The organism is Methylobacterium sp. AC690, from assembly GCF_979256535.1.
Map to the genome: position 1 here is coordinate 245,229 of NZ_CEEDOX010000001.1, position 14,280 is coordinate 259,508.

At 65.3% G+C, this 14,280-nt stretch carries 13 protein-coding genes; 2 read left to right on the forward strand and 11 right to left on the reverse strand.

The annotated features are described in order from the left end of the window. Window positions 1-28 precede the first annotated feature (28 nt). From nuoK to AC0IY1_RS01215, 11 genes are all read right to left on the reverse strand, one after another. A complete protein-coding gene (gene nuoK, locus AC0IY1_RS01165) occupies window positions 29-334 on the reverse strand; it encodes an NADH-quinone oxidoreductase subunit NuoK (protein ID WP_055947368.1) in 306 nt (101 codons plus the stop codon). 43 nt (window positions 335-377) lie between these two features. Continuing rightward, entirely contained in the window at window positions 378-998 is a 621-nt protein-coding gene (locus tag AC0IY1_RS01170) for an NADH-quinone oxidoreductase subunit J (RefSeq protein WP_471767128.1), read from the reverse strand. Window positions 999-1,238: 240 nt separating this feature from the next. Beyond that, window positions 1,239-1,727, reverse strand: coding sequence for an NADH-quinone oxidoreductase subunit NuoI (gene nuoI, locus AC0IY1_RS01175; protein ID WP_055947361.1), 489 nt, complete (start codon window positions 1,725-1,727; stop codon window positions 1,239-1,241). Window positions 1,728-1,751: 24 nt separating this feature from the next. Continuing rightward, window positions 1,752-2,774 carry an NADH-quinone oxidoreductase subunit NuoH gene (gene nuoH, locus AC0IY1_RS01180; protein ID WP_055947358.1) on the reverse strand — a complete coding sequence of 341 codons (1,023 nt, stop codon included), beginning with the start codon at window positions 2,772-2,774 and terminating at the stop codon, window positions 1,752-1,754. A 12-nt stretch (window positions 2,775-2,786) separates the two neighbouring features. Then, on the reverse strand, window positions 2,787-4,868 hold the full coding sequence (gene nuoG, locus AC0IY1_RS01185; RefSeq protein WP_471767129.1) for an NADH-quinone oxidoreductase subunit NuoG: 2,082 nt from the start codon (window positions 4,866-4,868) through the stop codon (window positions 2,787-2,789). Between the two features lie 45 nt (window positions 4,869-4,913). After that, the gene (gene nuoF, locus AC0IY1_RS01190) at window positions 4,914-6,215 is read right to left on the reverse strand and encodes an NADH-quinone oxidoreductase subunit NuoF (RefSeq protein ID WP_055947352.1); all 1,302 of its coding nucleotides are present in this window, start codon (window positions 6,213-6,215) and stop codon (window positions 4,914-4,916) included. A gap of 1 nt (window position 6,216) precedes the next feature. Beyond that, window positions 6,217-7,314: an NADH-quinone oxidoreductase subunit NuoE gene (gene nuoE / locus AC0IY1_RS01195; RefSeq protein WP_471767131.1), complete on the reverse strand. Its 1,098-nt coding sequence runs from the start codon at window positions 7,312-7,314 to the stop codon at window positions 6,217-6,219. Window positions 7,315-7,333: 19 nt separating this feature from the next. Beyond that, window positions 7,334-8,524 (reverse strand): NADH-quinone oxidoreductase subunit D, encoded by a 1,191-nt coding sequence (locus tag AC0IY1_RS01200; RefSeq protein ID WP_471767132.1) that lies wholly within the window; start codon window positions 8,522-8,524, stop codon window positions 7,334-7,336. A 16-nt stretch (window positions 8,525-8,540) separates the two neighbouring features. Next, a complete protein-coding gene (locus AC0IY1_RS01205; RefSeq protein ID WP_055947344.1) occupies window positions 8,541-9,188 on the reverse strand; it encodes an NADH-quinone oxidoreductase subunit C in 648 nt (215 codons plus the stop codon). 15 nt (window positions 9,189-9,203) lie between these two features. Next, window positions 9,204-9,791 carry a NuoB/complex I 20 kDa subunit family protein gene (locus AC0IY1_RS01210; RefSeq protein WP_103708330.1) on the reverse strand — a complete coding sequence of 196 codons (588 nt, stop codon included), beginning with the start codon at window positions 9,789-9,791 and terminating at the stop codon, window positions 9,204-9,206. Window positions 9,792-9,851: 60 nt separating this feature from the next. After that, window positions 9,852-10,217 carry an NADH-quinone oxidoreductase subunit A gene (locus AC0IY1_RS01215; RefSeq protein WP_055948771.1) on the reverse strand — a complete coding sequence of 122 codons (366 nt, stop codon included), beginning with the start codon at window positions 10,215-10,217 and terminating at the stop codon, window positions 9,852-9,854. Between the two features lie 425 nt (window positions 10,218-10,642). Here AC0IY1_RS01215 and AC0IY1_RS01220 point away from each other — a divergent pair, with 425 nt between their 5' ends. Both AC0IY1_RS01220 and AC0IY1_RS01225 read left to right on the forward strand, forming a co-directional pair. Continuing rightward, window positions 10,643-11,776, forward strand: coding sequence for a glycosyltransferase family 4 protein (locus tag AC0IY1_RS01220; protein ID WP_471767133.1), 1,134 nt, complete (start codon window positions 10,643-10,645; stop codon window positions 11,774-11,776). Window positions 11,777-11,935: 159 nt separating this feature from the next. Continuing rightward, window positions 11,936-14,266 (forward strand): amylo-alpha-1,6-glucosidase, encoded by a 2,331-nt coding sequence (locus tag AC0IY1_RS01225; protein WP_055947337.1) that lies wholly within the window; start codon window positions 11,936-11,938, stop codon window positions 14,264-14,266. Window positions 14,267-14,280: the final 14 nt, after the last annotated feature.

The window sequence follows — 14,280 nt, forward strand, 5'->3', positions numbered from 1 at the left end:
GTCAAATCGAGTGTCGCCTCGGTTCCGCTCAGCCCTTCATCATGTTGACGTCCTCGACCGCGATCGAACCGCGGTTTCGGAAGAACACGACGAGGATGGCGAGGCCGATGGCCGCCTCCGCCGCCGCGACCGTCAGCACGAACAGGGCGAAGACCTGACCGGTGATGTCGTTGAGGTGGGTGGAGAAGGCGACGAGGTTGATGTTCACCGCGAGCAGGATCAGCTCGACGGACATCAGGATGACGATGACGTTCTTGCGGTTCACGAAGATGCCGAGCACGCCCAGCGTGAACAGGATCGCGGCGACCGTCAGGTAATGGCTCAGGCCGATCATCGGATGTGGCTCCCGGTCTCTGCCGTTCGAGGTCCGCCGGCCATCAGACTTCCACGCCCTGGCGCGACGGCACCTTGCGGGTTTCCACCGCCAGGGTCTGGGTGCGCGCGTTCTGCACGGAGATGTTCTGGCGCTTGACGCCCGGACGGTCGCGCAGGGTCAGCACGATGGCGCCGATCATCGCCACCAGCAGGATCAGGCCGGCGAGCTGGAAGAAGAAGACGTAGTCCGTGTACAGCACCCGGCCGAGGGCCTGGGTGTTGGTGACGGCCTCGGCGCTGGCGACGGGACCGAGGGGCGCCTGCACGAGGCCCGGATCGATGGTCCAGGAGCCGACCACGAGCAGCAGCTCGATCAGGAAGACCGCGCCGATCAGCGCGCCGATGGGCAGGTATTGCTGGAAGCCCTGGCGCAGCTGCGCGAAATCCACGTCGAGCATCATCACGACGAACAGGAACAGCACCGCCACCGCGCCGACATAGACGACCACGAGGATCATCGCGAGGAACTCGGCGCCCATCATCACGAACAGGCCGGCGGCGTTCACGAAGGCCAGGATGAGGAAGAGCACGGAGGCCACGGGATTGCGCGAGGCGATCACCATGAAGCCCGAGGCGATGGTCACACCTGCGAACAGGTAGAAGAAGGCAGCGGCTGCACTCATGCGATTCTAGAGATCAGCCGTCCCGAGGACGGCCCCTTCTGCCGAAATTGTGCCACGGCCCACCGGCCGCCCGTCTATAGAACCCGCCCCTGCGGTGCACAACCGCCTCGGCGGGTTCCGGTCGACTCCGTGGGCACGGAATCGCCCCTCTGTCTCATCCCGCGGCTGCGCCGGGGCGCGTCCGGCGCTCGGACGCGCTGTCTGCGGATGGGCAAACGCGCGTCCGGTGCCCGGTCGTGCTCAGCGGTAGGGCGCGTCCACCGCGAGGTTGCGGGCGATCTCGCGCTCCCAGCGGTCGCCGTTCAGGAGCAGCTTCTCCTTGTCGTAGAGCAGCTCCTCGCGGGTCTCGACCGAGAACTCGAAGTTCGGCCCTTCCACGATCGCGTCCACCGGGCAGGCCTCCTGGCACATGCCGCAATAGATGCACTTGACCATGTCGAGGTCGTAGCGGGTCGTGCGGCGGGTGCCGTCGTTGCGGCGCGGGCCCGCCTCGATGGTGATGGCCTGGGCGGGGCAGATCGCCTCGCACAGCTTGCAGGCGATGCAGCGTTCCTCGCCGTTGGGATAGCGGCGCAGGGCGTGCTCGCCCCGGAAGCGCGGGCCGCGATGGCCCATCTCGAAGGGGTAGTTGATCGTGGCCTTCGGCTTGAAGAAGTACTTCATCGCCAGGACGAACCCGGACGCGAACTCCTTGAGCAGCAGACCCTTAGCGACCTGATCGAGCTTCATGGCCCGGATCTCCGTGAGGGGTTGTCAGGCGCCCGGCGCGAGGCCGGTGAGCTTGAGGACAAAGGCGACGACGATGACCGAGACGAGCGAGAGCGGCAGGAACACCTTCCAGCCGAGGCGCATGAGCTGGTCATAGCGGTAGCGCGGCACCATGGCCTTCACCATGGCGATCATGAAGAAGAGGAAGCTCGCCTTGAGGGCGAACCAGATCAGGCCCGGCACCCAGGTGAAAGGCGCGAACGGGATCGGCGAGAGCCAGCCGCCGAGGAACAGCACCGTCCCGAGGGCGCACATGGTCATGATGGCCACGTACTCGCCCAGCATGAAGAGCAGGTACGGGGTCGAGGAATACTCGACCATGTAGCCGGCCACGAGCTCGGACTCGGCCTCCGGCAGGTCGAAGGGCGGGCGGTTCGTCTCGGCCAGCGCCGAGACGAAGAACACCACGAACATCGGGAACAGCCAGAGCCAGTACCAGCCCAGGATGCCGAGCGCGGTGTCCTGCGCCATGACGATGCGCGACAGGTTCAGGGAGCCGGCGCAGAGCAGGACGCAGATGATGACGAAGCCGAGGGAGACTTCGTAGGAGATCATCTGTGCGGCCGAGCGCAGGGCGCCCAGGAAGGCGTATTTCGAGTTCGAGGCCCAGCCGCCCATCAGGACGCCGTACACGCCCAGCGACGAGATCGCGAAGATGTAGGTGATGCCGACGTTGAGGTCGGCGATGGCCCAGCCCTCGGCCAGGGGAATCACCGCCCAGGCGGCCAGGGCCAGGGTGGCGAAGACCAGGGGGGCCAGCAGGAACAGCGCCTTGTTCGCGCCGGCCGGAATCACCGGCTCCTTCAGGACGAACTTCAGAAGATCGGCGAAGGACTGGAACAGGCCCCAGGGCCCGACCACGTTGGGGCCGCGCCGGAGCTGCACCGCCGCCCAGATCTTGCGATCGGCCAGCAGCGCGTAGGCGATGAAGACCAGCAGCAGCGCCAGGAGCACGAAGCTCTTGAACGCCAGCAGCAGGACGGTGCCGAGGACTTCCCAGAAGGTCATCGCAGGAGATCCTTATTCGGCCGCTTCGAGGCCGCGCACCCGGGCGAGGCTCGAACACTCGGCGAGCACGCGCGAGGCGCGGGCGATCGCGTTGCTGAGGTAGAAGTCCGGCACCGCCGAGACGAAGGCCGTTCGGGTCGGCTCGCCGCCGAGACCCGACAGCGTCTCCACCGTGGCCACCGCATCGCCCGGGGCGATGGCGTCGAGGGCCGCGAAGTGCGGATGCTCGGCGTAGAGCGACCGGCGCAGGGCCGCCAGCGAATCGAACGGCAGGCGCTTGCCCAGGACGTCGGACAGGGCGCGCAGGATCGCCCAATCCTCGCGGGCATCCCCCGGCGGGAAGCCGGCCCGATTCGTGGTCTGGACCCGGCCCTCGAGGTTGACGTAGGTCGCGCTCTTCTCGGTATAGGCGGCCCCCGGCAGGACGACGTCGGCCCGCGTGGCGCCCTGGTCGCCGTGGGTGCCCTGGTAGATCACGAACGCACCCGGTCCCACCGCGACCTCGTCGGCACCGAGGTTGTATACCACGTCGAGATTTGCGCCGTTCGCGATCCCGGCGAAGTCGAGCCCGCCCGCCCCCGGCACGAAGCCGAGATCCAGGGCGCCGACCCGTGCCGCCGCGGTCTGGAGCACGCCGAAGCCGCTCCAATCCGGGGTGACCGCGCCGAGATCCCGCGCGAGCGTCGCCGCGGCGGCGAGGATCGCGGCGCCGTCGGGCCGCGCGAGCGCGCCGGTGCCGACGATGATGAGGGGCCGGCTCGCCGCCTTCAGCGCCTCGGCGAAGCTGTGCTGGCCGGAGGCGAGGTCGGCCAGGGTCTCCGGTCCGGCGCCCAGATAGGTGTGCGGATAGGTGAGGTCGACCGGCTCGCCGATGAGGCCGACCGCCAGGGGACGCATGCGCCAGCGCTTGCGAATGCGCACGTTGAGGAGGGACGCCTCGAGGCGTGGATTGGTGCCGATGAGGAGGATCGCGTCCGCCTCCTCAATCCCGGCAATGCCGGTCCCGAGCGTGTAGGCGGCCCGGCCCCAGGCCGGGTCGATCGCCTCGCCGGCCTGGCGGCAGTCGAGGCTGGTCACCCCGAGGGAGGTCATCAAGGCCTTGAGCGCATAGATCTCTTCGACACCCGCGAGATCGCCCACCACCGCGCCGATGCGCGTCGGATCGGCCCCCTTCACCCGCGCGGCGATGGCGGCGAACGCTTCACCCCAGGAGGCAGGGCGCAGGCGACCGTTCTCCCGCAGGTAGGGCCGGTCGAGGCGCTGGGTGCGCAGGCCGTCCACCGCGTGGCGGGTCTTGTCGGAGATCCACTCCTCGTTGATGCCCTCGTGCACGCGCGGCTCGATCTGCATGACCTCGCGACCGCGGGCATCGACCCGGATGGCGCAACCGACGGCGTCCATCACGTCGACGGATTCGGTCTTCGACAGCTCCCAGGGCCGCACCTCGTAGCTCTGCGGCTTGTGGACGAGGGCGCCCACGGGGCAGAGGTCGGCGACGTTGCCCTGAAGCTCCGAGCCCATGGCGGATTCGAGGTAGCTCGTGATCTCCATGTCCTCGCCGCGCCCGATGGCGCCGAGATCCGGCACGCCGGCGACCTCCGCCAGGAAGCGGACGCAGCGGGTGCAATGGATGCAGCGGTTCATAGCGGTCCGCACCAGCGGGCCGATATACTTCTCCTCGACGGCGCGCTTGTTCTCCCCGTAGCGCGTGGAGTCGACGCCATAGGCCATCGCCTGGTCCTGCAGGTCGCAATGGCCGCCCTGGTCGCAGATGGGGCAATCGAGCGGGTGATTGATGAGGAGGAACTCCATCACCCCCTCGCGGGCCTTCTTCGTCTGGCCCGAGCGTGTCAGCACCTCTGGCGGCTCGCCGTTGGGTCCGGGTCGGCAGTCCTTCACCGCATAGGCACAGGAGGCCACCGGCTTCGGCGCACCCTTGAGTTCCACGAGGCACATCCGGCAATTGCCCGCGATGGACAGCCGCTCGTGGAAGCAGAAGCGCGGGATTTCCGCGCCTGCAGCCTCGCAGGCCTGGAGCAGCGTGTACTCAGCCGGAACATCGACCTCGGTGCCGTCGACGACGATCTTGGTCATGCGTGGGTCTCGGTCTCGAAACTTAAGGGCGGCGCGAGGGGCGGATCACTCCGCCGCCATCGGCACCGGATCGGAATGCGGATTGGCGCTGTAGCGGTCGATGCGCTTCTCGATTTCGGGACGGAAGTGCCGGATCAGGCCCTGGATCGGCCAGGCCGCCGCGTCGCCGAGCGCGCAGATGGTGTGGCCCTCGATCTGCTTCGTGACGTCGAGAAGCATGTCGATCTCGCGGCGTTGGGCCCGGCCTTCCGCCATGCGCAGCATCACGCGCCACATCCAGCCCGTACCCTCGCGACACGGGGTGCACTGGCCGCAGGACTCGTGCTTGTAGAAGTAGGCGATGCGGGCGATCGCCGAGACGATATCGGTGGACTTGTCGAGCACGATCACCGCCGCCGTGCCGAGGCCGGAGCCGAGGTTCTTCAGGGTGTCGAAGTCCATCTTGGCATCGATGATCTGCTCGGCCGGCACCAGAGGAACCGAGGAACCGCCTGGGATGGAGCAGAGCAGGTTGTCCCAGCCACCGCGCATGCCGCCGCAATGTTTGTCGATGAGTTCGCGGAAGGTGATCCCGAGCTCCTCCTCGACGTTGCAGGGCTTGTTGACGTGGCCCGAGACACAGAACAGCTTGGTACCGGTGTTGTTCTTGCCGCCAAGGCCGGCAAACCAAGCGCCGCCGCGGCGCAGGATGGTACCAGCCACCGCAATTGATTCGACGTTGTTGACGGTCGTTGGGCAACCGTAGAGGCCCATATTGGCAGGGAACGGAGGCTTCAGGCGCGGCATGCCCTTCTTGCCTTCGAGGCTCTCCAGCAGCGCAGTCTCCTCGCCGCAGATATACGCGCCCGCCCCGTGGTGGACGTAGATATCGAAGGGGTAGCCATGGACATTGTCCTTGCCGACGAGGCGGGCCTCGTAGGCTTCGTCCACCGCCCGCTGAAGGGCGTGCTTCTCCGCGACGTACTCACCGCGAATGTAGATGTAGCAGGCATGCGCCGCCATCGCGAAGGATGCCAGCATGCAACCTTCGATCAGGAGGTGCGGATCGTGCCGCATGATCTCCCGGTCCTTGCAGGTGCCCGGCTCTGACTCATCAGCGTTGACGACGAGGTAGTGGGGGCGCCCGTCGGACTTCTTGGGCATAAACGACCACTTGAGTCCGGTGGGAAAGCCAGCGCCGCCACGGCCGCGCAGGCCAGACTGCTTCATCTCGTCGATGATCCAGTCGCGGCCCATTTCCAAGAGAAACTTGGTGCCGTCCCAGGCACCGCGCTGCCTCGCGGCTTCCAGCCCCGGGGAGTGCAGGCCGTAGAGGTTCGTGAAGATGCGATCCTGATCGGCGAGCATGTCAGTTCCCCTTCTTGGGGGCGGGAGACTCGGGGGCGGGAGACTTGGGGGCCGACGGCTTCTTCGCGGCCGGAGCCTTCGCGTCGGACGGAGCCGGGACGGCCTCCGCCCCGGAGGCGGCCGGCTGCGGCGGCGGCGCGGTGCGCGGCAGGTCGGATTGCGTGCCAGCCTCGGCGCCGGCCGCCTCGACCTTCGCGATCGTCTCCGGCGCGGGCGCGGTCGGTGCCGTCGGCTGCGCCGTCGCGTCGGCCCCGCCGGCAGCCTCCGCCTTGTCGCTGGCCTTCAGTGGCGGCTCGCCGGCGGCGGTCCGCTGGGCGGGCGCATCGGTCGCCGGCGTCTCCACGGCCCGGCCGGCATCGGGACGGGCCGGCTTCGGCTCGGCGGCTGCGCGCCGCTCGGACGAGGCCGCCTCGGCCCGGCCCTGCTCGCTGCCCTCTTCAGCCTGCTTCTCCTCGAACCGCTTGCGCCAGGCGCCGACCCGCGAGCCGTCGAACAGCGTCGCGTCGCTGAGGGTCTCGGCCCCGCCGAGGGGCTCCGAGGAGGTCCGTCCGACCTGCGAGCCGATCTTGACGGGCCGTCCGGCCGCGAGGTCGTCCATGAGCTTGCCGAGGAGGTCCGGCGTCAGGTCCTCGTAATAGTCCTGGTTGATCTGGGCCATCGGCGCGTTGCAGCAGGCGCCCAAGCACTCGACCTCGAGCCAGGAGAAGTTGCCGTCGGCGCTGACGTGGCCCGGCGCGCCGAGGCGGTGGTGCAGGTAGTCCTTCAGCTCGCGCGCGCCGCAGGAATCGCACGGCACAGTCCCACAGAGCTGGATCCAGAACTTGCCCACCGGCTCTAGAGCGAACATCGTGTAGAACGTTGCGACCTCCAGCACGCGGATATGCGGCATGCCAAGCTCGTCGGCCACTGCCTCGATCGCCTTCTGCGGCAGCCAGCCGCCGTTCTGCTCCTGCGCCTTCCACAGCAGTGGGATCACCGCCGAGGCCTGGCGGCCCTCAGGATACTTCTCGATCTGACCCTTCGCCCATTCGGCGTTCTCGGACGAGAACGCGAAGGACGTGGGCTGCTCGGCGGCGGGGGCGAGTCTGCGGTTGGCCATCAGTTTCGAACCTTGATCCTCACCGGTCCACTTCGCCGAACACGATGTCCAGCGTACCGAGCACGCACGAGACGTCCGCCAGCATGTGGCCGCGGCACATCCAGTCCATCGCCTGAAGGTGGGCGAAACCCGGAGCGCGGATCTTACAGCGGTAGGGCTTGTTGGTGCCGTCGGCGACGAGATAGACACCGAACTCGCCCTTCGGCGCCTCGACGGCGGCGTAAACTTCGCCGGCCGGCACATGGAAACCTTCGGTGTAGAGCTTGAAGTGGTGGATCAACGCTTCCATCGAGCGCTTCATCTCGCGCCGCGGCGGAGGCGCGATCTTGCCGTCAGTGGCCGAGATCGGGCCTTGTCCGGCCGGCTCCCGCAGCTTGAGGCAGCACTGCTTCATGATCTTGGCCGATTCGCGCATCTCTTCCATGCGGATGACCTGGCGATCGTAGGTGTCGCCGTTCTTTCCCACCGGGATGTCGAAATTCATCTCTTCGTAGGCTTCGTAGGGCTGCGACTTACGCAGGTCCCAAGGGATGCCGGAGCCGCGAACCATCACGCCAGAGAATCCCCAGGCCATTGCCTCGTCCACGGTGACGATGCCGATGTCGACGTTGCGTTGCTTGAAGATGCGATTGCCCATCACGAGGTTATCGAGGTCATCGACCACCTGCAGGAACGGGTCGATGAAGGCTTCGATGTCGTCGATCAGCGCCGGTGGCAGATCCTGGTGGACGCCACCGGGTCGGAAGTAGTTGGCGTGTAGGCGAGCGCCCGATGCGCGCTCGTAGAAAATCATGAGTTTCTCACGCTCTTCGAAGCCCCAGAGCGGCGGTGTCAGAGCGCCGACATCCATGGCCTGCGTGGTGACGTTGAGGAGGTGGGAGAGAATGCGACCGATCTCGCAGAACAGCGTGCGGATGAGTTGCGCCCGCCTCGGAACTTCAAGCCCGAGAAGCTTCTCGATGCCGAGGCAGAAAGCGTGCTCCTGATTCATCGGCGAGACGTAGTCGAGGCGGTCGAAGTAGGGCGTTGCCTGTAGATAGGTCTTATGCTCGATGAGTTTCTCGGTGCCGCGATGCAGGAGACCAATATGCGGATCGACGCGCTCGACGATCTCGCCGTCGAGTTCCAGCACGAGGCGCAGCACACCGTGCGCCGCCGGGTGCTGAGGTCCAAAATTGATCGCGAAGTTGCGGATGTTGTGCTCGGTCATGGCCCTGCTCCGCCGCTCAAGCCGACGTCTTCTCATCGCCCGGAAGCACGTATTCGGTGCCCTCCCACGGCGAGAGAAAGTCGAAGTTGCGGAATTCCTGGGTGAGCTTCACCGGCTCGTAGACCACGCGGGCCTCGTCCTGATCGTAGCGAACCTCAACGAAGCCGGTGAGCGGAAAGTCCTTCCGCAGGGGGTGTCCCTCGAAGCCATAATCGGTGAGGAGCCGTCGCAGGTCCGGATGGCCTGAAAACAGGATCCCGTAGAGGTCGTAGGTCTCGCGCTCGAACCAGTTCGCAGCTGGAAAGACCTCGATGACGGAGGGCACCGGTGTCTGATCGTCGGTCTGCACCTTCACGCGGATGCGGGAGTTATGGCGCAGCGACAGCAGGTGGTAGACCACGTCGAAGCGCTTCTCACGGGACGGATAATCGGCTCCGCAGATGTCGATGAAGCAGCGAAAAGCGCAGGTGGGGTCATCGCGCAGATAGGTCAGCACATAGACAATGTCGCTGGCCTGCACCACGAGGGTCAGCTCGCCGAACGCGATGGTGCGAGAGACGACCGCGGGCCCGAGCGCTCCGGCGACATGGTCGCTGATCTGCCGCAAGGCGTCGACGCCGGATTCCGGCGCGGTGTGGGCGAGGATGCTGATGCCATTGGTCATGCCGGGCGTCCTTTTTCAGCGCTCGATCGTACCGGTGCGGCGGATCTTCTTCTGGAGCAGGAGTACGCCGTACAGCAGCGCCTCGGCGGTGGGCGGGCAGCCCGGAACGTAAATGTCCACCGGCACCACCCGGTCGCAGCCGCGGACCACCGAGTAGGAGTAGTGATAGTACCCGCCACCGTTGGCGCAGGACCCCATCGAAATGACGTAGCGAGGCTCCGGCATCTGGTCGTAGACCTTGCGCAAAGCCGGGGCCATCTTGTTGGTCAGCGTGCCGGCGACGATCATCACATCGGACTGCCGCGGGCTGCCACGCGGCGCGAATCCAAAGCGCTCGCAATCATACCGCGGCATCGACATCTGCATCATCTCGACGGCGCAGCACGCGAGGCCGAAGGTCATCCACATCAGTGATCCGGTGCGGGCCCAGTTGATGAGGTCATCCGTCGACGTGACGAGGAAGCCGCGATCCGCAAGTTCGTCATTGATCGACAGGAAAGTCGGATCATTGGCCCCAATCGGAAGGCCCGTGTTGGGATCGATGATCCCTTTTGGGGCCGGTGCGATCGCCGGGGCGCGGGAGAGGTCGGGGCTGAAGGCCATCGGTTTCTCGGGATCAGGCTTCGGACGGAAGGACATCTGGGGCGACGCGATTCGGGAGGACTAGTCCCATTCAAGGGCGCCCTTGCGCCACTCGTAGACGAAGCCGACGGTCAGAACGCCAAGGAAAGCCATCATCGACCACATGCCGAACCATCCGAGTTCGCCGAAGGAGATTGCCCACGGGAACAGGAACGCGACTTCAAGATCGAAGATGATGAACAGGATCGCGACGAGGTAGAAGCGCACATCGAACTTCATGCGCGCATCGTCAAAGGCATTGAAGCCGCACTCGTAGGCTGACAGCTTTTCGGGGTCGGGGCTGTTGTAAGCGACCAGGAAAGGCGCAACCAGCAAGGCCGCGGCAATGAACACCGAGACCCCGATAAAAACGATGAGGGGCAGATAGTCTGCCATCAGGCCGGACATGCGGGACCTCTCGTGTTCGCAGACGATTGCGACGCCTTCGGCGCCGCCGGCCACGTGGAACTGCTCCAATGCCAGACTGCGCAGGCGCGAGGCTTAGACGACCCCCTGGGGTGAAACAAGGGCATCGTGCGTCGCACAAAATCGGCCATGAGCCTGAGGTAGTTCTTCTCCCGTTCCTCACAACACGACGGATGCGCGCAGGGAGGTTTACGGCCGCGTTCTTGCAGGCCCTGTCATCGGCTTGTGCGGCATGTCGGATGGCCGGCAGCACGGGGATATCGGGGACATCCTCGACCTCCTGTCAGACGGCGCTGGCGATGGTCACACAGCGGGAACCATAACCTTGGCCGTCCGTTTCGTTCATGTCCCACTCAGGCCGGATCGCGTTAGGTCTGCGCAACATTCGACCTCATAGGAGACGCTTCGTGCGCATTGCTCAGATTGCTCCGCTGTCGGAGGCCGTACCCCCGAAGTTCTATGGTGGTACCGAGCGCGTGGTGTCGTGGATCACCGAGGAGTTGGTCCGTCAGGGCCACGAGGTGACCCTGTTCGCCAGCGGCGATTCGGAGACTTCGGCCAAGCTGGCAGCCTGCACGCCGGAAGGTCTCCGCCTTCTCGGTTATCGTGATCATACCGCGAGCCACCTCGCCATGCTGCATCACGTGCACAAGCGAGCGCACGAGTTCGATATTCTGCACTTTCATATCGACCTGCTGCAGTACCCGATGTTCGAGGATCTCAATCACAAGTGCCTCACAACGATGCACGGGCGCCTCGACGTGCCAGACTTCATGCCAGTCTACCGTACGTTTACGGGCATGCCCCTGGTGTCGATCTCGGACAATCAGCGGGATCCCATGCCCGAGAACGTCAACTGGCTTTCGACCATCCACCACGGACTGCCGGCTCAGAACTGCCCGTTTTATCCAGAGGCGAAGGGTGGATACCTCGCCTTCCTCGGCCGTATCTCCCCGGAGAAGCGCCCTGACCGTGCGATCGAGATGGCGATCCGCTCCGGCGTTCCGTTGAAGATTGCCGCGAAGGTCGACAAGGCTGACCAGGATTACTGGGATGAAGTCATCGAGCCCATGATCCACCATCCCCTCGTCGAGTTCATCGGGGAGATCAACGAGGAACAGAAGAAGGATTTCCTCGGAAACGCTCTCGCTCTCGCTTTCCCGATCGATTGGCCAGAGCCCTTCGGCCTCGTAATGATCGAGGCAATGTCGGCCGGCACACCGGTGATCGCTTTCCGCAATGGTTCCGTACCAGAGGTCATTGCCGACGGCATCTCGGGCGTTCTGTGCGACTCGATGGATGACGCGGTGGCAGCGGTCCACACGGTGAAATCAATGAGTCGTACCGGTGTGCGCAAGCACTTCGAAGGCAACTTCACCGCTGAGTGTATGGTGCGCAAGTACGTGTCGGCCTACGAACGGCTGCTCGCCGGCGCGAACCCGGTGATCAAGCTGCCGCACGCCGGCGCCTTCTCGTCGCATTATGGCGAAATGAACGGCTCCGCTCTGCCCCAGATCTCTGTTGCTGCTATGCCCGCTTAATCATGCCCGAGCGGGGCTAGGCCCGGCATCGAATTTGCCCGTCGCCGGATAGGCTGGCGCCGCAAGATTGCCGCACTACCTCTGCCACTGAGGGCCGCCGCGCCGCATCATGCGACCGGTGGCCCTTTTGATTCGACCCCAATTCGGAGACGCTCAGGCATGGCAGCGGATACACTGAAGGCGACCTCCGAGCCCGCAACTGAGACACGGATTCCCCGGGGCTTCCAGGATGCCGACGAGGTCCTGCCGCAATACCATATCGAGGCCCAGACTTCCCTGGTCGAGCGTCCGCTGCGCTCTTTGAAGTACGGCGAGGCTTTCGCGGTCCTCGACAGCTACGGTGACATCGGCGTCCTGCCCGGTCCCGAGGGACTCTACTTTCAGGATACGCGCTACCTCTCGCGTCTGCATGTCACCATTGAGGATCAGCGTCCCCTGCTGCTGTCCTCCGTGATGCAGGACGACAACGGTGCCCTCAGCGTCGACATGACGACGCCCGATATCCGCATCGACGCCCACGACGAAACCACGATTCCCCGCGAGTTGATCGCGATTGAGCGCACCAAGTTCCTGTTCAAGGGCGCCTGCTACGACCGGATCGGCCTGCGCAACTACGATTCCCGGCATTGGCACCTGAAGGTCGCCGTCACCTTCGACGCAGATTTCCGCGATCTCTTCGAGGTGCGTGGTATGGACCGCCCGGTGCGCGGCAAGCGCAGCGTCCAGGTGGCGAGCGAAGCCGAGGTTCAATTCCGCTATGCCGGCCTCGATGAGGTCGTGCGCACTACGAGCCTGCATTTCGGGCCGAAGCCGGAGCATATCGAGCCGGGTCGAGCCGAGTTCATTGTCTCCCTGCCTCCGGGCGGACGCGCCTCGCTGTTTCTGAGAGCGGTCTTTGAATCGCACCGCGCCTTCACGAGCGCTCCCGCAGCCGAGCGGGTCGGTGAGGATGCGGCAGCCGGCTTGTCGCGCGCCGCAGGCAGCTCCGCCGCTCCGCGCCACCCGAAGGGGCTGGCCGAGGGTGTCATCTTCGCCCGAGCTTATCGTGACTCCCGGCGCGATCTGCGCCAGCTTACAGCCGGCATCACCACGATTATCTCATCGAACGATCAATTCAACGAAGCGGCCTGCCGCGCCACTGCCGACCTCTACATGCTGGCGAGCCGGACACCGGAGGGAATCTATCCCTTCGCCGGTATCCCCTGGTACTCCACGGTCTTCGGGCGCGACGGTATCATCACCGCGATGATGGCGCTCTGGATCGATCCGAACTTCGGCAAGGGCGTCCTGCGCTACCTCGCCTCCACTCAAGCCAAGGCTGTCGACCCGGCCGCCGATGCGCAGCCCGGCAAAGTCCTGCACGAGACCCGGCGTGGTGAGATGGCCATGCTCGGCGAGGTACCGTTCCGCCACTACTACGGCACCATCGACGGCACGCCACTCTTCGTGATGCTGGCCTGGGAGTACTACGCCGTCACAGGCGACCTAGAGACCATCTCGGCGATCTGGCCCGCCCTTGAGCTCGCCCTGACCTGGATGGACGAGTATGGGGACCGGGACGGTGATGGGTTCGTGGAATATGCCCGCGACACCGACAAAGGCCTCGAGAACCAGGGCTGGAAGGACAGCCACGACTCCATCTTCCACACCGATGGCAATCTTGCGAAGGGGCCGATCGCCCTCTGCGAGGTCCAGGGGTACGTTTATGCTGCCAAAAACGGGGCTGCCAAACTCGCCTCGCTGCTGGGCCACGATGACCTCGCACAGCGTCTCGGCGAGGAGGCACACGTCCTACGGGAGAATTTTGACAAGGCATTCTGGTGCGAGGCGATCGGGACCTACGCCCTTGCCCTGGACGGCGAAAAGCGACAATGCGCCGTGCGCTCGTCCAACGCCGGCCACGCGCTCTTCACCGGCATCGCACGGCCGGAGCGAGCAGCGAGCGTCGCCGCAAACCTCCTGTCAAAGGACGGTTTCAACGGTTGGGGCGTGCGCACGATCGCGCGCGGCGAAGCGCGCTACAATCCGATGTCGTACCACAACGGTTCGATCTGGCCTCACGACAATGCCCTTATCGCCCTCGGACTAGCGCGTTATGACTTGAAGCCGGAAGCCTCGCGGATCTTCGAGGGTATGTTCGACACAGCCCTCTACCAGGATCAGAAGCGCTTGCCCGAGCTGTTCTGCGGTTTCATGCGGCGTCATCAGCGCGGTCCCGTCTCGTATCCCGTGGCCTGCTCACCGCAAGCCTGGGCCGCAGCGGCGCCCTTCGCCTTCTTGGCAGCCTGCCTCGGGCTTGAGATCGACCACGATCGCAATCGCGTTCGGTTCCGCAATCCGACACTGCCGCCCTTCCTCGATGGTGTCTCAATCTTCAATCTGAAGATTGGCACCTCAAGGGTAGACCTTCGACTCCAGCGCTACGGGGAGGACGTCACGGTTAATGTCCTGAGACGAACGGGCGACGCGCAGATCTCCCTGCTGAAGTAGGACCAAGAACGGGG

Coding starts and splice junctions, on each gene's coding strand:
- nuoK (WP_055947368.1), bottom strand. CDS start 334: ATGATCGGCCTGAGCCATTACCTGACGGTCGCCGCGATCCTGTTCACG.
- AC0IY1_RS01170 (WP_471767128.1), bottom strand. CDS start 998: ATGAGTGCAGCCGCTGCCTTCTTCTACCTGTTCGCAGGTGTGACCATC.
- nuoI (WP_055947361.1), bottom strand. CDS start 1,727: ATGAAGCTCGATCAGGTCGCTAAGGGTCTGCTGCTCAAGGAGTTCGCG.
- nuoH (WP_055947358.1), bottom strand. CDS start 2,774: ATGACCTTCTGGGAAGTCCTCGGCACCGTCCTGCTGCTGGCGTTCAAG.
- nuoG (WP_471767129.1), bottom strand. CDS start 4,868: ATGACCAAGATCGTCGTCGACGGCACCGAGGTCGATGTTCCGGCTGAG.
- nuoF (WP_055947352.1), bottom strand. CDS start 6,215: ATGCTCGCCGATCAGGATCGCATCTTCACGAACCTCTACGGCCTGCAC.
- nuoE (WP_471767131.1), bottom strand. CDS start 7,314: ATGGCCAACCGCAGACTCGCCCCCGCCGCCGAGCAGCCCACGTCCTTC.
- AC0IY1_RS01200 (WP_471767132.1), bottom strand. CDS start 8,524: ATGACCGAGCACAACATCCGCAACTTCGCGATCAATTTTGGACCTCAG.
- AC0IY1_RS01205 (WP_055947344.1), bottom strand. CDS start 9,188: ATGACCAATGGCATCAGCATCCTCGCCCACACCGCGCCGGAATCCGGC.
- AC0IY1_RS01210 (WP_103708330.1), bottom strand. CDS start 9,791: ATGGCCTTCAGCCCCGACCTCTCCCGCGCCCCGGCGATCGCACCGGCC.
- AC0IY1_RS01215 (WP_055948771.1), bottom strand. CDS start 10,217: ATGTCCGGCCTGATGGCAGACTATCTGCCCCTCATCGTTTTTATCGGG.
- AC0IY1_RS01225 (WP_055947337.1), top strand. CDS start 11,936: ATGGCAGCGGATACACTGAAGGCGACCTCCGAGCCCGCAACTGAGACA.